At 69.9% G+C, this 16,732-nt stretch carries 17 protein-coding genes; 10 read left to right on the forward strand and 7 right to left on the reverse strand.

Annotation, left to right across the window (positions count from 1 at the left end):
- Nucleotides 1–103 precede the first annotated feature (103 nt).
- Nucleotides 104–1,300 carry an FAD-dependent monooxygenase gene (locus tag NHN26_RS04655; RefSeq protein ID WP_253088346.1) on the reverse strand — a complete coding sequence of 399 codons (1,197 nt, stop codon included), beginning with the start codon at nt 1,298–1,300 and terminating at the stop codon, nt 104–106.
- Nucleotides 1,301–1,321: 21 nt separating this feature from the next.
- Nucleotides 1,322–1,744, reverse strand: a complete 423-nt coding sequence (gene dksA / locus NHN26_RS04660) for an RNA polymerase-binding protein DksA (protein WP_132693840.1) — start codon at nt 1,742–1,744, stop codon at nt 1,322–1,324.
- A 188-nt stretch (nt 1,745–1,932) separates the two neighbouring features.
- Here dksA and NHN26_RS04665 point away from each other — a divergent pair, with 188 nt between their 5' ends.
- From NHN26_RS04665 to NHN26_RS04680, 4 genes are all read left to right on the forward strand, one after another.
- Nucleotides 1,933–2,769, forward strand: a complete 837-nt coding sequence (locus NHN26_RS04665; protein WP_253088347.1) for an AAA family ATPase — start codon at nt 1,933–1,935, stop codon at nt 2,767–2,769.
- A gap of 119 nt (nt 2,770–2,888) precedes the next feature.
- Nucleotides 2,889–3,341 carry a GNAT family N-acetyltransferase gene (locus NHN26_RS04670; protein ID WP_253088348.1) on the forward strand — a complete coding sequence of 151 codons (453 nt, stop codon included), beginning with the start codon at nt 2,889–2,891 and terminating at the stop codon, nt 3,339–3,341.
- Nucleotides 3,338–4,705, forward strand: a complete 1,368-nt coding sequence (locus NHN26_RS04675; RefSeq protein ID WP_253088349.1) for a DUF2927 domain-containing protein — start codon at nt 3,338–3,340, stop codon at nt 4,703–4,705. The genes NHN26_RS04670 and NHN26_RS04675 overlap by 4 nt, the downstream gene beginning before the upstream one ends.
- A 42-nt stretch (nt 4,706–4,747) precedes the next feature.
- Complete coding sequence (locus tag NHN26_RS04680; protein ID WP_253088350.1) at nt 4,748–5,932, forward strand: vWA domain-containing protein; 1,185 nt, start codon at nt 4,748–4,750, stop codon at nt 5,930–5,932.
- Nucleotides 5,933–5,940: 8 nt separating this feature from the next.
- On the opposite strand, the gene NHN26_RS04685 is transcribed toward NHN26_RS04680, so the two are convergent.
- Nucleotides 5,941–6,747 carry a lysozyme family protein gene (locus NHN26_RS04685; protein ID WP_253088351.1) on the reverse strand — a complete coding sequence of 269 codons (807 nt, stop codon included), beginning with the start codon at nt 6,745–6,747 and terminating at the stop codon, nt 5,941–5,943.
- Nucleotides 6,748–6,878: 131 nt separating this feature from the next.
- Between NHN26_RS04685 and NHN26_RS04690 the strand changes: the two genes are divergently transcribed.
- Nucleotides 6,879–7,574, forward strand: a complete 696-nt coding sequence (locus NHN26_RS04690) for a M48 family metalloprotease (RefSeq protein ID WP_253088352.1) — start codon at nt 6,879–6,881, stop codon at nt 7,572–7,574.
- A gap of 15 nt (nt 7,575–7,589) precedes the next feature.
- Here the strand turns inward: NHN26_RS04690 and NHN26_RS04695 are convergent, their stop codons facing one another.
- The gene (locus NHN26_RS04695) at nt 7,590–8,129 is read right to left on the reverse strand and encodes an RSP_2648 family PIN domain-containing protein (RefSeq protein WP_253088353.1); all 540 of its coding nucleotides are present in this window, start codon (nt 8,127–8,129) and stop codon (nt 7,590–7,592) included.
- A complete protein-coding gene (locus NHN26_RS04700) occupies nt 8,126–9,322 on the reverse strand; it encodes an RSP_2647 family RNA methyltransferase (RefSeq protein WP_253088354.1) in 1,197 nt (398 codons plus the stop codon). The genes NHN26_RS04695 and NHN26_RS04700 overlap by 4 nt, the downstream gene beginning before the upstream one ends.
- A 134-nt stretch (nt 9,323–9,456) precedes the next feature.
- Here NHN26_RS04700 and edd point away from each other — a divergent pair, with 134 nt between their 5' ends.
- On the forward strand, nt 9,457–11,262 hold the full coding sequence (gene edd, locus NHN26_RS04705) for a phosphogluconate dehydratase (RefSeq protein ID WP_253088355.1): 1,806 nt from the start codon (nt 9,457–9,459) through the stop codon (nt 11,260–11,262).
- 57 nt (nt 11,263–11,319) lie between these two features.
- The gene (eda, locus tag NHN26_RS04710; protein WP_253088356.1) at nt 11,320–11,961 is read left to right on the forward strand and encodes a bifunctional 4-hydroxy-2-oxoglutarate aldolase/2-dehydro-3-deoxy-phosphogluconate aldolase; all 642 of its coding nucleotides are present in this window, start codon (nt 11,320–11,322) and stop codon (nt 11,959–11,961) included.
- Between the two features lie 21 nt (nt 11,962–11,982).
- Here the strand turns inward: eda and NHN26_RS04715 are convergent, their stop codons facing one another.
- On the reverse strand, nt 11,983–12,249 hold the full coding sequence (locus NHN26_RS04715; protein WP_253088357.1) for a hypothetical protein: 267 nt from the start codon (nt 12,247–12,249) through the stop codon (nt 11,983–11,985).
- Nucleotides 12,239–15,049: a bifunctional [glutamate--ammonia ligase]-adenylyl-L-tyrosine phosphorylase/[glutamate--ammonia-ligase] adenylyltransferase gene (gene glnE, locus NHN26_RS04720; RefSeq protein WP_253088358.1), complete on the reverse strand. Its 2,811-nt coding sequence runs from the start codon at nt 15,047–15,049 to the stop codon at nt 12,239–12,241. Before glnE ends, NHN26_RS04715 begins: the two co-directional genes overlap by 11 nt.
- 93 nt (nt 15,050–15,142) lie before the next feature.
- Here glnE and NHN26_RS04725 point away from each other — a divergent pair, with 93 nt between their 5' ends.
- From NHN26_RS04725 to NHN26_RS04735, 3 genes are all read left to right on the forward strand, one after another.
- Nucleotides 15,143–15,610 (forward strand): YbaK/EbsC family protein, encoded by a 468-nt coding sequence (locus NHN26_RS04725; RefSeq protein ID WP_253088359.1) that lies wholly within the window; start codon nt 15,143–15,145, stop codon nt 15,608–15,610.
- Nucleotides 15,611–15,716: 106 nt separating this feature from the next.
- Entirely contained in the window at nt 15,717–16,127 is a 411-nt protein-coding gene (locus tag NHN26_RS04730; RefSeq protein WP_132693854.1) for a DUF2852 domain-containing protein, read from the forward strand.
- A gap of 73 nt (nt 16,128–16,200) precedes the next feature.
- Nucleotides 16,201–16,659, forward strand: coding sequence for an RDD family protein (locus NHN26_RS04735; protein ID WP_253088360.1), 459 nt, complete (start codon nt 16,201–16,203; stop codon nt 16,657–16,659).
- Nucleotides 16,660–16,732 lie beyond the last annotated feature (73 nt).

A 16,732-nucleotide genomic window follows, 5' to 3' on the forward strand; every position in this document is an offset into this window, starting at 1 on the left:
GGGCTTGCGCCCCGCTTGTCCGGGGTTGGGCGTGGCGCGGCCTTGTGGCCGCGTGCCTCCGGCGGGGGTATTTCGGCCAAGAAGAAGCCGCAGGGGCAGGATTTCAGGGCATCGGGGCGGCTGTCAGGGGGTAGCGGGCGGCGACGTCATGGGCATAGACCCAGTCGAAGCGCTTGAGCGCGCCGCCCGGGGCGAGTGCTCCGCCGAGCCGCAGCGCGGTATGGGCAAGTGCGCGCAGGGGTGGCGAGCTGAGATGGTAGTTGCGCGCGTTCTTCGAGGCCATGTCGACGATCCTGATCGTGCGCGGGCGTCGTTCGGCCTGGTAGGCGGCGAAGGCGGTTTCGGTGTCGGAATGGCGTTCGAGGCAGGCCGCCAGCACCCAGGCATCCTCGAGCGCCATGTTCGCGCCCTGGGCGAGGAAGGGCAGCGTCGGATGCGCCGCATCGCCGAGGATCGCCGCGGGGCCCGAATGCCAGCGCGCCGCCACGGGGTGGCGGAACAGTCCCCAGAGGTTCACATGATCGACCCGGGCGAGAAGCTCGGGCACCCCGGCGCCGAAATCGGCGAAGGCGCGGCGCAGGTTCTCGGGGGCGTCATCGTGATTCCAGCCCTCGTCGGCCCAGATTTCGCGTTCCTCGACGGCGACGATGTTGATCAGTTCGCCGCCGCGCAGCGGGTAATGCACCAGATGCCGCCCCGGTCCCATGAAGACCTGGGCGACCGGCGCGACCGGCCCGGTGGCGGGCACCAGCGCGCGCCAGGCCACCTGTCCGGTGAAGTCGGGCGCGGCCATGCCGTTCAGGGCGCCGCGCACGACCGAGTGCAGACCGTCCGCGCCGATCAGCAGATCGGCCATGGCCTGCGCCCCCTGGGCGGTGGTCAGCTGGGCGCGGCCATCCGCGATCGTGACGCCGGTGATGTCGTGCAGCAGCCGGATCTGCACCCCGGCCGCGCGGGCCGCGCCGGCCAGCATCTCGATCAGGTCCGCGCGGTGGATGAAATGATAGGCTCCCCTGCCGGTCGACAGGTCGAGCCGCAGAACCTCGCGCCCCGCGCGGAAATCGCGCAGATGGACCGCGCGCGCCCGCACGCCATGGGCGGCAAGCGCCGGGCCGAGGCCCAGCGCCTCGAGCACGGCGACGCCATTGGGGCTGATCTGAAGGCCCGCGCCGACCTCCCGGATCGCATCGGAGCGTTCCAGGACCACGGCCTCGGCACCGCGGCGGGCCAAGGCGGTCGCAACCGCGAGGCCCGCGATGCCGGCCCCGAGGATCGTCACCTTCCGCCCAGTCAGGGGCATGCGCCCTCCCCCGTCGTCGCCTCAGTCGTCGCGATGCACCCGTTCGCGGCGTTCATGCCGTTCCTGCGCCTCGAGGCTCAGGGTGGCGATGGGGCGGGCATCCAGCCGTTTCAGCGAGATCGGCTCGCCCGTTTCCTCGCAATAGCCGTATTCGCCATTCTCGATCCGGCGCAGCGCCGCGTCGATCTTGGCGACCAACTTGCGCTGGCGATCCCGCGTCCGCAGTTCCAGCGCGCGGTCGGTTTCCTCGCTGGCGCGATCGGCGACATCGGGAATGTTGCGGCTGGAATCCTGAAGCCCCTCAAGGGTTTCGCGGCTTTCGTTCAGAAGATCGTTCTTCCAGGCAATCAATTTGCGGCGGAAATATTCGAGCTGGCGCTCGTTCATGAAGGGTTCGTCTTCCGCAGGGCGGTAATCGTCGGGCAAGAACACTTCGGCTTTCATCCCTGCTCCCTTGTCTGGACCGGGCGAAAACTCATTCATCACGATCTCTCCCCGGCGCGTCACGGGGCTGGCTATAGCCCGATCGCCGCACCGTGTCACTAGCGTTGTGGCCTCATACATGGTGCTTGCCTGTTTTGGAAGGGGCGCTAAGGTCCGCGCAGCGCGGTCGGATCTGGCGGGGGAGTATCATGGCGTTCAACTCGACGGAGAGCTACGTCGCCTCGGAGGATCTGCGTGTCGCGGTCAATGCCGCGGTCGCGCTGGAACGGCCGCTGCTGGTCAAGGGCGAGCCCGGCACCGGGAAGACCGAACTGGCCCGGCAGGTTGCCCAATCCCTGGGCATGTCTCTCATCGAATGGCACATAAAATCGACGACCCGCGCCCAGCAGGGGCTGTACGAATACGACGCGGTCAGCCGGTTGCGCGACAGCCAGCTTGGTGACGAACGGGTTCACGACATCGCCAATTACATCAAGCGCGGCAAGCTGTGGCAGGCCTTCGAGGCGCCGGAAAAGGTTGTTCTGCTGATCGACGAGGTCGACAAGGCGGATATAGAGTTTCCCAATGACCTGTTGCAGGAACTCGACCGGATGGAATTCCACGTCTACGAGACCGGCGAGACGGTAAGCGCGCGCCATCGCCCGGTGGTGATCATCACCTCGAACAACGAGAAGGAACTGCCGGACGCCTTTCTGCGGCGCTGTTTCTTCCATTACATCCGCTTTCCGGATCCCGAGACGATGAAGAGAATCGTCGAGGTGCATCACCCCGGCATCAGGCAGGACCTGCTGCATGCCGCGCTGACCCAGTTCTACGAGATCCGCGAGATGGACGGGCTGAAGAAACGGCCCTCGACCTCGGAGGTGCTGGACTGGCTGAAGCTGTTGCTGGCCGAGGATCTGACCCCCGAGGACCTGCGCCGCGACGGGCGCAACGCCTTGCCCCGGCTGCACGGGGCGCTTCTGAAGAACGAACAGGACGTGCAACTGTTCGAACGGCTGGCCTTCATGGCACGGCGGGGCTGAGGCGGACCGCCACGGCGCAGGCACCGGCAACCCGCCGGCTGCGCGCCCTTGTGCCGGGCCGCGCGCTCGCCCAAGATGGGAGCGGGCGGCTGTCCGCCCCGCTTGCGAAAGGCCCCCCCTTGTCCGACGTCACCATCCGCCCGCTGCGCCCCGAGGACATGCCCGAATGGCGGCGCCTGTGGTCCGGCTATCTCGACTTCTACGAGTCGGCGGTGGCGCCCGAGGTCTTCGAGACGACCTTTGCGCGGCTCCTGCATGGGGGCGATCCCGACATGGGCTGCCGCCTGGCGCTGATCGGCGGGCGGCCTGCAGGGCTGGCGCATTTCATCTTTCACCGCCATTGCTGGAAGCCCGAGGGGGTCTGCTATCTGCAGGATCTGTTCGTCGAGCCGCAATTGCGCGGCCGGGGCATCGGGCAGGCGCTGATCCGGGCGGTCTATGCGGTGGCGGATGCGCGCGACGTGCCGACCGTCTACTGGACGACGGCGGCCGACAACGCGGCCGCGCGCGCGCTGTATGACCGGATCGGACGCCTGACCCCCTTCATCAAATACGAGCGAGGCCCGCGGTGACGCGTCGCGCGGCGCTTCTGCTGGCCGCCTGCCTTGCGCTGGCGGCCTGTGCAACGCCGGTTGCGGAACTGCCCGACCGGGTGCCGCCGCTATCGGCCGCGCTGCCGCCGATGAAGAGCTTTCCGGTCCGACCGGCCGAGCCGCCGACGCGCTCGAACGCCCAGATCGCGCAGGATTTCCTGGACCTGTCCTTCCGCATGGAAAGCGGCCGGCCGCTGGCGGTGATGTCGCGTTTCGAGGGGCCGGTGCGGGTGCGGGTGACGGGGGCGCCGCCGCCCAGCCTGGGCCCCGATCTGGCGGCGCTGATCGGGCGGCTCAGGCGCGAGGCGGGGATCGACATCGCGCGCGTTGCTGCGGACCAGCCTGCCGAGATCACCATCGAGGTGCTGCCGCGCGCCCGGTTGCAGCGCGCCGTGCCGCAAGCGGCCTGTTTCGTCGCGCCAAGGGTGTCGGATTGGGAGGAATACCGCCGCGCCCGCCGCAGCGCGACCGTGGACTGGACCACGCTGGTCACGCGTGAGCGGGTGGCGATCTTCCTGCCCGGCGATGTCAGCCCGCAGGAGGTGCGCGACTGCCTGCACGAGGAACTGGCCCAGGCGCTGGGGCCGCTGAACGACCTTTACCGGCTGCCCGATTCGGTCTTCAACGACGACAATTTCCACACGGCCCTGACCGGCTTCGACATGCTGATCCTGCGGCTTTACTACGCGCCGGAGTTGCGCGCGGGCATGACCCAGGCGCAGGTGGCGCAGATCCTGCCGGGGCTGCTGGCGCGGATGAACCCGCGCGGCGAGGGGCGGGCGGGCGCGCCCGTCGCGCAGACCTCGCGCGACTGGATCGAGGCGATCGAGACCGCGCTGGGGGCGGGCACCTCGGCCCCGCGCCGACGCGCGGCCGCCGAACGCGCCGTGGCCATCGCCCGCGCGCGCGGATGGCAGGACGGGCGGCTTGCGTTCAGCCTGTTCGCGCTGGGGCGGCTGTCGATCGGCGAGCGGCCCGAACTGGCGCTGGCGGCCTTCCTGCAGGCGGGCGAGATCTATGTCGCGCGCCCCGAGACGCGGATTCACCTGGCCCATGTCGGCATGCATCTGGCCGCCTTCGCGCTGTCGGCGGGCCAGCCGCGCGCCGCACTGGACATGGTGAACGCCAATCTCGCCGCGGCGACGCGCGGGCAGAACGCGGCCCTTCTGGCAACGCTTCTGCTGATCAAGGCCGAGGCGCTGGAGGCGCTGGGCCGGTCGGGCGAGGCGCGCACGGTGCGCCAGGAGGCGCTGGGCTGGGGCCGCTACGGGTTCGGCAGCGACAGCGAGGTGCGCAGCCGGACCGAGGAGATCGCCGCGCTGAACCGTGCAAGGCGAAGCTGAGCCCCCTTCCCTGCGCGCCGCCGCCGCCCTATCCTGTGGCCCATGTTCCTGCCGTTCTTCCAGTCGCTGCGCGCCGCCGGGATCCCCGTTTCGCTGAGGGAATATCTGGGCTTTCTCGAAGGGGTGAAGGCGGGACTGGTGACCTATGACGTCGAGGGGTTCTATTACCTCGCCCGCACCGTGATGGTGAAGGACGAGCGCCTTCTAGACCGCTTCGACCGCGCATTCGCCGAGAGCTTTGCTGGGCTGGAAGAGATCGGCCCCGACGATGTGCTGGAGGCGCTGGACCTGCCCGAGGACTGGCTGCGCAAGCTCGCCGAAAGGCACCTGTCCGAGGAGGAACGCGCCGAGATCGAGGCGCTGGGCGGGTTCGACAAGCTGATGGAGGCGCTCAAGGAGCGGCTGAAGGAACAGCAGGGCCGCCACCAGGGCGGCAACAAGTGGATCGGCACCGCGGGCACCTCGCCCTTCGGCGCCTGGGGCTACAATCCCGAGGGCGTGCGGATCGGCCAGGACGTCTCGCGACACCGCCGCGCGGTCAAGGTCTGGGACCGGCGCGAGTTCCGCAATCTGGACGATTCGGTGGAACTGGGCACGCGCAACATCAAGGTCGCGCTGAAACGGCTGCGCCGCTGGGCGCGGGCGGGCGCCCATCACGAGCTGGACCTTGACGAGACGATCCGCGCCACCGCCGATCACGGCTATCTCGACGTGCGCACCCGGCCCGAGCGGCACAATGCGGTCAAGGTGATCCTGTTTCTCGATGTCGGCGGGTCGATGGACGACCATGTGGGCGTTGTCGCGGAACTGTTCTCGGCCGCGCGCTCCGAGTTCAAGCACCTGGAGCATTACTATTTCCACAACTGCCTTTACGAAGGCGTCTGGCGCGACAACCGCCGCCGCTGGTCCGAGGTGATCCCCACCGCCGAGCTGCTGCGCACCTACGGGCCGGACTACAAGTGCATCTTTGTCGGCGATGCCAGCATGAGCCCCTACGAGATCGCCTTTGCGGGCGGCGCGAACGAGCACTGGAACGCAGAACCCGGCCGCGTCTGGCTGGAACGGGCCCGTGCGCAATGGCCGGGCAACCTGTGGATCAACCCGGTGCCGGAACGCCACTGGCCCTATACCCAGTCGATCGAGATGATCCGCGGGATCTTCGAAGGGGCGATGGTGCCGATGACGCTGGACGGGATCGAACGCGGGATGAAGGCGCTGGGCCGCTAGGCGCGTCCTCAGCCCGGGAAGATGCTGTCGATCTTGGCCGAGAACTGCGCCCAGGTCATGGTGGCCCGGTTGCCGGCATAGCCGTGGTAATGCGACTTGCCGCTGGAATTGGGAAAGCCCGCCCAGATCCTGGCGAGGTTGTTCATGAAGCTGCGTCGGTCGATGCTGCCCGCCAGGAACGCGCCCATCCCCGCCTCTTCGAGCAGCAGGTCGGCCAGGCGGTCCTGCACCTCGGGCGAAAACCGCGTGCGTTCGTCGATGCCGAGTTCATTGACCAGGCGGCGCAGGGTCGAGGGGATGAACTGATAGCGGCCGATGGCATGGGGCTGGCGCGGGGTTGCCTTGATCCAGGCATTGATCTCGGCGATGGACATCTCGGTCGGGCGACGGGGCGGCGGGATGCGCGCGCCGTGCTGGACGGCATCATAGCCCTTGGACCCGGCCTCGGCCCGGGCGATCAGGTCGCGCACGCTGGCGGCGAAGAAGGCGCTGGTCCCCGATAGCCGCAGCCCGGCCGGTCCTTGGCCAAGCCCGTTCCGCCCCTCGCGCAGGCGCACCCGCTCGGCCCGCGGGGTGCCGGGGGCGAACAGGCTTGCACCCTCGCGCCCGGCGAACAGGCTGGGACCAGCCCCCTCGTCCGTATCGGGCGCGTCCTGCATCACGGGAGGGGCATGTCGCACCGGCACGAGTGCGCTGCCCGCGCCGAAGATCCCCCCCTCGCCCAGAAGCGACACGGCCTGCGCGCGCGCCGCCCCGGGCAAGCCGGTGCAGACCGCCAGCAGGGCGAGTGCGAGTATCTGTCTGCGCAAGGGCATGCGCCTCTCGTTCTGAGCGGGTGACATCGCGGCAAGGATCGGGGCAAGAGGTTCACATTTCGTTGCCGGTCGCGCGAAAGTCGTTGGCGCCCCGGATTGCCAGCGCCCCCCGACTGCCCCATATCTGGCCCATGCTGAAGTTCACACCGATCCTTCTGGCGGTTCTCTACGCGCTCGCGATGTATCATTTTTCGGCCTGGCGCACCGCGCGCGAGCTGGATGCGCGGTCGTCCGAACTGGCCGATGCGCGGCTCAAGCGGCTGACCGACCGGATGGCCGAGGCGCTCGATCTGCCGCGGGTCCGGGTGCATATCTACGAGATCGCGCCGGTGAACGGGCTGGCCGCCCCCGACGGGCGGATCTTCCTGACGCGGGGATTCTACGACCGCTACCGCGCAGGCGAGGTCAGTGCCGAGGAACTGGCCAGCGTCATCGCGCACGAACTGGGCCATGTGGCGCTGGGGCATACGCGGCGTCGGATGATCGACTTCTCGGGGCAGAACGCGCTGCGCACGGCGCTGGCGATGGTGCTGGGCCGGTTCCTGCCCGGCATCGGGGTGATGATCGCGAACGCGCTGGCCTCGCTGCTGGCGGCACGGCTGAGCCGTCAGGACGAATACGAGGCCGATGCCTATGCCGCGGCGCTGCTGACCAAGGCGGGGATCGGGACCGGGCCGCAGAAATCGCTGTTTCACAAGCTCGACGAACTGACCGCGGGACGCGGCGGGGTCATGCCCGCCTGGCTGATGAGCCATCCGAAGACCGAGGAGCGCGTCAAGGCCATCGAGGCCCTTGAGGCGCGCTGGACAGCCGTCACCGGCCAGTGACGCCCGGCGCCCGCCCTAGGCCAGCGCCTTGCCCAGCCGCGGCAGGCGCGCGCGCTTCATCAGGGCGCGCAGGGGCAGCACCTCGCCCGACAGCCGTTCGGCCTCTGCATGCACCCGCGCCACGACCGCTTCGACCGCGGCGGGCTGCGCCTGCCACAGCTCGCGCAGCATCTGGTCGGGGTCCACGCGCCGCAACCCTTCGTCGGCGAGGGTCTGGCGCGGGAAGTCCTGCGCGTTGAAGGTCACGATCAGGTCGGCCCCGCCGGCAATGGCGGCGGCCAGAACGTGAATATCATCCGGATCGGGTAGCCAGAGCCGAGCTTCGAGCCCCGGTTTCGGCGCCACCTCTGCCCCCGGCCAGGCGGCGCGCACCAGCGCGATCTCGGCGCGGGCCTGAATCTCGCCCGCCGGTCCCAGCTTGCGCGCGGCGCGTGCCCATTCCTCCAGGATGCGCGCCGACCAGAGCGGGGTGAACAGCCCCTCGGCCGCGACACCCAGCAGGATTTCCCGCAGCACCGTGGGATAGAGCACGCAGGCGTCCAGCAGCGCCTTCATGGGGCCAGCCGGAACACCAGCGCCTTGAGATAGCCCGACTCGGCCAGTTGCGGCAGCACCGGATGGTCCGGCCCGGCAAAGCCCGTGAAGACGATCTGCGAGTGCCGCCCCGCCTTGCCGATGCCGCGGGCAGACGCCGTGCGGAACCGCGTCAGGTCCGCCGCATGGGAACAGGAACACAGGCAAAGGAACCCGCCCGGCGCCACCAGCCCCGCCGCCAGACGCGCCACCCGTTCATAGGCGCGCAACCCGGCCTCGAGCGCCTGTTTCGAGGGCGCGAATGCGGGCGGGTCGCAGATCACCATATCGAACCGGGCACCTTCGGCCGCCAGCGCGGCCATCGCGTCAAAGGCATCGCCCCGGCGGGTCTGGAACCGCTCGGCCGCACCCATCGCCGCCGCGCCCTGTTCGGCCAGGGCCAGCGCCGGGGCAGAGCCATCCACCGCCAGCGCATGCGCCGCGCCACCGGCCAGCGCCGCCAGCGCAAAGCCGCCGACATGGGAAAACACGTCCAGCACGCGCGCGCCCCGCGCCAGCCCCTGCACGAAGGCATGGTTGGGCCGCTGGTCGTAGAACAGCCCCGTCTTCTGCCCGCCCAGCAGATCGGCCATGTAGACCGCCCCGTTCATCGGCACCGGAACCGGCCCCTCCAGCGCGCCGCGCAGCACCAAGTTTTCCTCGGCCAGCCCTTCCAGCCCGCGGGCGCGGCCGGTGCCGTTCTTGACCACGGTCGCGACACCCGTGACCGAAACCAGCGCCTCGGCCAGCGCGTCCAGATGGGTTTCGGCCCAGGCGGCGTTGGGCTGGATCACCGCCGTCGCGCCGAAGCGGTCGATCACCACGCCGGGCAGCCCGTCGGCCTCGGCATGGACCAGCCGGTAGAAGGGCGCGTCATACAGCCGTTCGCGCAGCGCCAGCGCGCGCGACAACCGCGCCGCCAGCCAGTCCGGCCCGATCACCGCCTCGGGGTCGGGGTCCATCATGCGCGCGATGATCTTCGAGACAGGGTTCACCGTGACCAGGCCCAGCGGCTGGCGTTCGGCATCCTCCAGCAGGGCGAGCGCTCCGGGCGCCAGCGCCTTGGTGCGCCGGTCGGTGACCAGTTCATCGGCATAGACCCAGGGGAATCCATGGCGAAGCGCGCGGGCCTCGACCTTGGGGCGCAAGCGGACGGTGGGGCGGGGATCGGTCATGCGCTTTCCTTACGCCTGCCATGAGGCCGCGAAAAGAGGGGATTGTCGCCCGCTTGGCCTCTGGCGGGCTTTCCTTGTTAGCGCTAACCGCCTATACCCGGTCTCAGCCCCCGACCCGGACGAGGAGACGGCCCATGGCGCTGAACCCCGTGCTTGCCGCGGTGACCGAGGCGATCGCCGCGCGGTCGCGCCCGACCCGCGCCGCCTATCTGGAGCGGATTGCCCGCGCCGCCGAGCAGGGCCCGGCGCGCGCGCATCTGACCTGCGGCAACCAGGCCCATGCCTATGCCGCGATGGGCGCGGCCAAGGACCGGCTGGCCGAGGGACGCGCGCCAAATCTGGGCATCGTCACGGCCTATAACGACATGCTGTCCGCGCATCAGCCGCTTGAACGCTTCCCCGACCTGATCCGCGCCGCCGCAGCCGAGGCGGGCGCGACGGCACAGGTCGCGGGCGGCGTGCCTGCCATGTGCGACGGGATCACGCAGGGCCAGGCGGGAATGGAACTGTCGCTGTTCTCGCGCGACGTGATCGCTATGGCCGCGGCGGTGGCGCTGTCGCATGACTGCTATGACGCGGCGGTGTTCCTTGGCGTCTGCGACAAGATCGTGCCGGGGCTGGTGATCGCCGCCGCCAGTTTCGGCCATATCCCGGCGGTGTTCCTGCCCGCGGGGCCGATGACCTCCGGCCTGCCCAACGACGAAAAGGCCCGCGTACGCCAGCGCTTTGCCACGGGAGAGATCGGGCGCGAGGAATTGATGGCGGCCGAGATGGCGTCCTATCACGGGCCGGGCACCTGCACCTTCTACGGCACCGCGAATTCCAACCAGATGCTGATGGAGGTGATGGGCCTGCACCTGCCCGGCGCCAGTTTCGTCAACCCCAACACGCCCTTGCGCGATGCACTGACGGTGGCGGGGGCGAAACGTGCGCTGGAGATCACCGCGCTGGGCAACGCCTATACGCCTGCGGGCCATGTGCTGGACGAACGTGCCTTTGCCAACGGGATCGTGGGGCTGATGGCAACGGGCGGCTCGACCAACCTGGTGCTGCACCTGCCCGCGATGGCGCGGGCGGCGGGGATCGTGCTGGATCTTGACGATTTCGCCCGGCTGTCCGAGGTGACGCCGCTGATGGCGCGGGTCTATCCCAACGGGCTGGCGGATGTGAACCATTTCCACGCGGCCGGCGGGCTTGGCTACCTGATCGGCGAATTGCTGGGCGCCGGGCTTCTGCACCCCGATACCCTGACCGTCGCGGGACCGGGGCTTGACCGCTATACGCAGGAACCGCGGCTGATCGACGGCGCGCTTCATTGGGTTGCGGGCGCGGGCGCCAGCCTGAACGACGCGATCCTGCGCCCCGCCGCCGATCCCTTCCAGCCCAGCGGCGGGCTCAAGGCGCTGTCGGGCAACCTTGGCCGCGGCATCGTCAAGACCTCGGCCGTCGCGCCCGAGCGCCACATCGTCGAGGCCCCCGCGCGGATCTTCGAAAGCCAGGAGGACGTCAAGGCCGCCTTCAAGCGCGGCGAGTTCACGCAGGATACCGTGGTCGTCGTCCGCTTCCAGGGGCCGCGCGCCAATGGCATGCCGGAACTCCATTCCCTGACCCCGACACTCGCCGTGCTTCAGGATCGCGGGCTAAAGGTGGCGCTGGTCACCGACGGGCGGATGTCGGGGGCCAGCGGCAAGGTGCCCGCCGCGATCCACCTCACGCCCGAGGCGGCCGGGGGCGGCCCGCTTGCGCGGCTTCGGGATGGCGACGTGATCCGGCTGGATGCCGTGGCGGGCACGCTCGATGTCACGACACAAGGCGCGCTTGATCGCCCGCCCGCAACCCCGGATCTTTCGGCCAATGCGACGGGGATGGGGCGCGAGCTTTTCGCGGCCTTCCGCGCCCATGCGGGCCCCGCGACCGAGGGGGCAAGCCCGATCCTGTGACTTCTTCTTGGCACAAATACCCATGACCCGCCCTGCAATCCCGCGAAAAGGCCCGCCATGACGCCCCACGCCGCCAGCGAGATCCTTGAAACGCTCTGCCGCCAGGCCCCGGTGATCCCCGTCCTCGTGATCGAGGATGCCGCCCATGCCCGCCCGCTGGCCGAGGCGCTGGTCGCGGGCGGGCTGCCGGTCCTGGAGGTCACCCTGCGCACGCCCGCCGCGCTGGAGGCGATCCGCGCGATGACCCGCGTCGAGGGCGCGATCGTCGGCGCGGGCACACTGATCACGCCCGAAGATGTCGAGGCCGCGCAAGGCGCCGGCGCGCGGTTCGGCGTGTCGCCCGGGGCAACGCCGATGCTGCTGGACGCGGCGCGGGCGGGCGCGCTGCCGCTGTTGCCGGGGGCGGCCACGGCGACCGAGGCGATGGCGCTGCTGGAACGGGGCTTCAGCGTGCAGAAATTCTTTCCCGCCGAGGCCGCGGGCGGCGTCGCGGCGCTGAGGGCGCTGGGCGGTCCCCTGCCCCGCATCCGCTTCTGCCCCACGGGCGGGATCGGTCCGGCAAACGCGGCCGACTACCTCGCCTTGCCGAACACGCTTTGCGTGGGCGGGTCCTGGGTGGCGCCCGGGGCATTGGTGGCGGCGGGCGACTGGGCGGGGATCACGGCGCTGGCCCGCGCGGCCACCGGGCTGGGGCGCTAGCCGCAGCGGTCGGGCTTTCGATCAGCTGCGCCGACCCCGGGCCCCGCCCCGCCGCCGCGCAACAGGGCCGTCGTCGAGCCCGGCGCGCAGCACAGCCGTCATCGGATGATCGGGCGCCGCCGCGCCATATTCCGCGATGAGCCGCTTCAATGCCTGCCCTGCGACGACCTCCGCGGGCAACGACAGCGCCCAGTCGAGGAAGATCGAGCGGCATTCCTCGGGCCCGATTCCCTCGATCCGGTAGGCCTCGCGGATCAGCCCCTTGGGGTCGGCCGCTTCAATCCGCATCGCGCGCTTCCACCGGGCCGCGTGCGATCACCGCCTCGATCACCTCCGCCGCCTTGGCACGCCCCCGGTCAAGCAGCGCCTCGAGCGCGGCCGCATCCTCTGCCCCGGTGCCGCGCAAAAGGAAGGTCAGCCCGCCTTCGCCCAGCCGAGCCGGATCGAGCGGCGCCTCGGAGATGAGCCGGGCCGCGCCCTGCACCTTTCGCGACAGCGTGTAGGTATCGCAGAGCGCCTGCGCCTCGTCCGCCCCCAGCCATCCGGACGCGACGCCGGCCTCCAGTTGCTCGGCCACCGAGGTCGCCGGGCTGGCCGCGATCAATGCCGCGGCCGAGGCGATCAGTTCGATATCCTGCCCCCGCCCCGGCCCCTGCTTGCCGTCCCAGGCAGATGTTGCGGGTCTGGCCTCGGCCAGCCTGCGGCGCATGTCGACCACACCGGCGAGCACCCGGCCCGGATCCGCCTTGTCGGCCAGCAGCTCGCGCCGGAACGCCTCGACCTCGTCGGCCAATGCCGGATCGCCTGCCACGGGCCGCGCCCGCGTCAGCGCCAGATGTTCCCAGGTCCAGGCCTCCTCGCGCTGGTAGTTGCGGAAGCTCTGGAGCGAGGTCGCCACCGGCCCCTGATTGCCCGAGGGGCGCAGGCGCATGTCGACCTCGTAAAGCTTGCCCTCGGCCATCGGCGCGGTCAGCGCGGTGACGAGCGCCTGGGTCAGCCGCGCGTAATAGGCGCGCGCGGCAAGCGGGCGGCGGCCCTGGGACGCCTCGACCCCGTCGGCATCGTAGATCACGATGAGGTCCAGATCGGATTTCGCGGTCAGCGCGCCCGCCCCGAGCGAGCCCATGCCCAGCACCACCGCGCCCTTGCCGGGCGGCGCCCCGTGCTTGGCCGCGAACCCCGCCACCACATGCGGCCAGAGGGCTGCCAGAACCGCCTGGGCCAGATCGGCATATTCGCGTCCCGCCTCGGCCGCGTCGATCAGCCCGCGCAGGAAATGCACGCCCACGCGGAAATGCCATTCCTTGACCCAGGCCCGCGCCGCATCGAGCTGACGTTCGTAATCGTCCAGCGCGGCAAGCCTGCGCACCAGCGCCGTTGTCAGCGCCGCGCGCCCGGGCCAGGGCTGGAAGAAATCGCCGCCGATCACCGCATCCAGAACGCCCGCGTTGCGGGACAGGTATTGCGCCAGTTCGGGCGAGACGGAGGTGATGTCGATGATCAGGTCGATCAGTTGCGGGTTCGCCTCGAACAGCGAGAAAAGCTGCACCCCGGCTGGCAGCCCTGCAAGGAAGCCGTCGAAGGCCGAGAACGCCTCGCCCGGCCGGGCGGCCCTGGTCAGACGGCCCAGAAGGTCGGGTTTCAGCCGGTTGAAGATCTCGCGCGCCCGGGCCGAGCGCAGGCAGGGATATTGCGGCCAGCGCTCGACGATCTCGCCCGCGCTGTCGGGAAGGTCGGGCACCCCGTCGGCCCGTCCGCCCTTGCCGGGCTGGAAGAAATCCTCGGTCAGCCCATCCACCCGTTCGAGCCGTTCCTTCAATGCGGCGCGCCACGCATCGACATCGGCCCAGCCGCAGAAATGCGCGATCCGGGCGATCTGGTCGGCGTTTCCCGGCAGCTTGTGGGTCTGGGCGTCGTTGACCATCTGCAGCCGGTGTTCGACCTCGCGATGCGCGCGGTAATCCTCGGTCAGCGTCTCGGCCACGTCCTGCGGGATCCAGCCCTTTTCGGCGAGCCGCGCCAGCCCCTCGATGGTGCCGCGCACGCGCAGGTCGGCATCGCGCCCGCCCGCGATCAGTTGCCGTGTCTGGGTGAAGAACTCGATCTCGCGGATGCCGCCCTGGCCCAGCTTCATGTCATGGCCTTCAAGGGCCAGCGCGCCATGCAGCCCCTTGTGGTTGCGGATCTTCAGCCGCATGTCATGCGCATCCTGGATCGCCGCGAAATCCAGATGCCTGCGCCAGACGAAGGGACGCAGCCGGTCGAGATAGGCCCAGCCCGCCGCGATATCGCCCGCGCAGGGCCGGGCCTTGATATGGGCGGCGCGCTCCCATGTCCGGCCGAGGCTTTCGTAATAGCGTTCGGCCGCCTCCATCGAGATGCAGACCGGCGTCACGCTGGCATCGGGGCGCAGGCGCAGGTCGGTGCGGAAGACATAGCCCTCGCCGGTCAGTTCGGACAGCAGCGCGGTCATCCGGCGGGTGATCTTGACGAAACCGCTGCGCACCTCGTGGAAATCGGCCTCGTCAAAGCGGTCCTGGTCGAACAGCATGATCAGGTCGATATCCGAGGAATAGTTCAGCTCGTGCGCGCCCTGCTTGCCCATGGCCAGCGCCACCATTCCGCCTGCGGTATCCGCATCCGCCTCGCTCAGGCCGGGCAGCTTGCCGCGCGCGATCTCGGCCGCGACCAGCCGCCTCAGCGCCACGTCCACGCAGGTATCGGCGAAATCGGTCAGCGCCCCGGTCACGCGCTCCAGTGGCCAGGCGCCCCCCAGATCGGCCAGCGCGATCCACAGCGCCGCGCGCCGCTTGGCCTGCCTGAGCCCCGATTTCAGCCCGTCGAGCGGCAGCGCGCGGATTTCGTCCAGAAGCCCGGCAAGGACGGCATCCGGGTCGGCGGCCAGCGCCGCCTCGAGCCAGCCGGTTTCCTGCACCATCAGCCCCCACAGATAGGGGCTGCACCCGGCGGTTCCGGCCAGCAATTCGCGGGTCTCGGGGGGCTGCGACGCAAAGCGGTCGGCCGCCTCGGCGGCGCGGTCGGGCTCGTGCGGGACGGGCGAACGGGTCAGGCGGGCGGCGAGGCTCATGGCGTCTTGATGCCGGGCGCGGGCGCGGGGGTCAACGGGGTTGCGCCCTGCCCTGCGCGGCGCTAGTCCGTCCGCGTGGACGGAGGGCAGCGGATGAGCAAGAGCCTGAAACGGGTGCGCGCGGCGCTGGAGGCGGCGGGGCTGACCGCCGATATCCGCGAGTTGGGCCAGACCCGCACCGCGCAGGAGGCCGCCGACGCGGTGGGCTGCGCGCTGGACCAGATCGCCAAGTCGATCATCTTTCGCGGCGAGCGGTTGGGCGAGGCGATCCTGTTCCTGACCGCGGGCGGCAACCGGGTCTGCGATGCCAAGGCATCCGCGCTGGCGGGCGAGCCGCTGGGCAAGGCCGATGCCGAACTGATCCGCGCCCAGACCGGCTTTGCCATCGGCGGCGTCGCGCCGGTGGGCCATCTGACCCCGATCCGCGCCTTCCTGGACCCCCGGCTGCTGGAGTTCGGCACGGTCTGGGCCGCCGCCGGCACGCCGCGCCATGTCTTTGCGCTTGACCCGCATGTGCTGCCCGGGCTGACCGGGGCAAGGCTGGCCGATTTCACGCTCTGACCGCGGTCATGTGAAAAAGATTCACATGCCCCCTTGACCGGGCCCGGTCGGATACCGATCTGCGGTCATGTGAAGGTTATTCACATCGCGACCGAGGAGACCGCCCATGACCACATTCGCCACCTGGCCCGGACGGGCCGAAAGCTGGCTCGACGAGCGCGGAAAGGGGGCCTGGATCGCCGCCATGGTGATCGGGTTCATCCTGTTCTGGCCTGCGGGCCTTGCCCTTCTTGCCTACATGATCTGGAGCAAACGCATGTTCAACGGAAAGTGCCATTCCCGTCACCGCCAGTTCCGGCAGGCGCGCGATGCGTTCCGGTCGTCGGGCAATGCCGCCTTCGACGCCTACAAGGCCGATACGCTGCACCGCCTGGAAGAGGAACAGCGCGCCTTCGAGGAGTTCCTGCACCGGCTGCGCGAGGCCAAGGACAAGGCCGAGTTCGACCAGTTCATGGAAGACCGGGCCCGCCGCGCCCGCGAGACGCCCCCGGCGCCCGAAATGCCCGTGGGTGCCTGATTGCACGACCCGCGCGCCCAGCCAAGGGCGCGCGCCCCTTGCCCCGCCGGAAAAGTCCGCCCAAATGTTCGACATGACCGACCAGCCCGATCCCCTCTGGGGCCTGCCCGACCCCGTGCTGCATGCCGAGTTCTACAGGAACGTGCCCGCCAAGCGCCTTGTCGCCTGGGTGGTGGACACGGTTCTGATCCTGCTGATCGCGCTTCTGGCCCTGCCCTTCACCGCCTTCGCGGCGGTCTTCGTGCTGCCGCTGTTCGTGGCGTTGGTGGGTTTTGTCTACCGCGTGGTGACGCTGGCGCGCGGATCGGCAACCTGGGGGATGCGCCTGATGGCGATCGAGATCCGCAATGGCCGGGGCGAGCGGCTGGACAGCCAGACCGCGGCGCTGCACACGCTGGTCTACTCGCTCGGCATGGCCTTCGTGCTGCCGCAGGTGGTGTCGGTCGTGCTGATGCTGACCGGCGCGCGGGCGCAGGGGCTGCATGACATGCTGCTGGGAACGGCCGCCATTAACCGTCCTGCAAGGTTCTGAGCCCCTTCCTCTTGGCAGCACACATAATCGGGTGTTAGCTTTGTGACGAAACCACGACCGAATTTTGTCCGAC

Source organism: Rhodovulum tesquicola (assembly GCF_024128855.1).
GTDB classification, from domain to species: Bacteria; Pseudomonadota; Alphaproteobacteria; order Rhodobacterales; family Rhodobacteraceae; genus Rhodovulum; species Rhodovulum tesquicola.

Coding starts and splice junctions, on each gene's coding strand:
- NHN26_RS04655 (WP_253088346.1), bottom strand. CDS start 1,300: ATGCCCCTGACTGGGCGGAAGGTGACGATCCTCGGGGCCGGCATCGCG.
- NHN26_RS04730 (WP_132693854.1), top strand. CDS start 15,717: ATGACCACATTCGCCACCTGGCCCGGACGGGCCGAAAGCTGGCTCGAC.
- NHN26_RS04685 (WP_253088351.1), bottom strand. CDS start 6,747: ATGCCCTTGCGCAGACAGATACTCGCACTCGCCCTGCTGGCGGTCTGC.
- eda (WP_253088356.1), top strand. CDS start 11,320: ATGACGCCCCACGCCGCCAGCGAGATCCTTGAAACGCTCTGCCGCCAG.
- NHN26_RS04715 (WP_253088357.1), bottom strand. CDS start 12,249: ATGCGGATTGAAGCGGCCGACCCCAAGGGGCTGATCCGCGAGGCCTAC.
- edd (WP_253088355.1), top strand. CDS start 9,457: ATGGCGCTGAACCCCGTGCTTGCCGCGGTGACCGAGGCGATCGCCGCG.
- NHN26_RS04680 (WP_253088350.1), top strand. CDS start 4,748: ATGTTCCTGCCGTTCTTCCAGTCGCTGCGCGCCGCCGGGATCCCCGTT.
- NHN26_RS04735 (WP_253088360.1), top strand. CDS start 16,201: ATGACCGACCAGCCCGATCCCCTCTGGGGCCTGCCCGACCCCGTGCTG.
- glnE (WP_253088358.1), bottom strand. CDS start 15,049: ATGAGCCTCGCCGCCCGCCTGACCCGTTCGCCCGTCCCGCACGAGCCC.
- NHN26_RS04700 (WP_253088354.1), bottom strand. CDS start 9,322: ATGACCGATCCCCGCCCCACCGTCCGCTTGCGCCCCAAGGTCGAGGCC.
- NHN26_RS04725 (WP_253088359.1), top strand. CDS start 15,143: ATGAGCAAGAGCCTGAAACGGGTGCGCGCGGCGCTGGAGGCGGCGGGG.
- NHN26_RS04695 (WP_253088353.1), bottom strand. CDS start 8,129: ATGAAGGCGCTGCTGGACGCCTGCGTGCTCTATCCCACGGTGCTGCGG.
- NHN26_RS04690 (WP_253088352.1), top strand. CDS start 6,879: ATGCTGAAGTTCACACCGATCCTTCTGGCGGTTCTCTACGCGCTCGCG.
- NHN26_RS04665 (WP_253088347.1), top strand. CDS start 1,933: ATGGCGTTCAACTCGACGGAGAGCTACGTCGCCTCGGAGGATCTGCGT.
- dksA (WP_132693840.1), bottom strand. CDS start 1,744: ATGAAAGCCGAAGTGTTCTTGCCCGACGATTACCGCCCTGCGGAAGAC.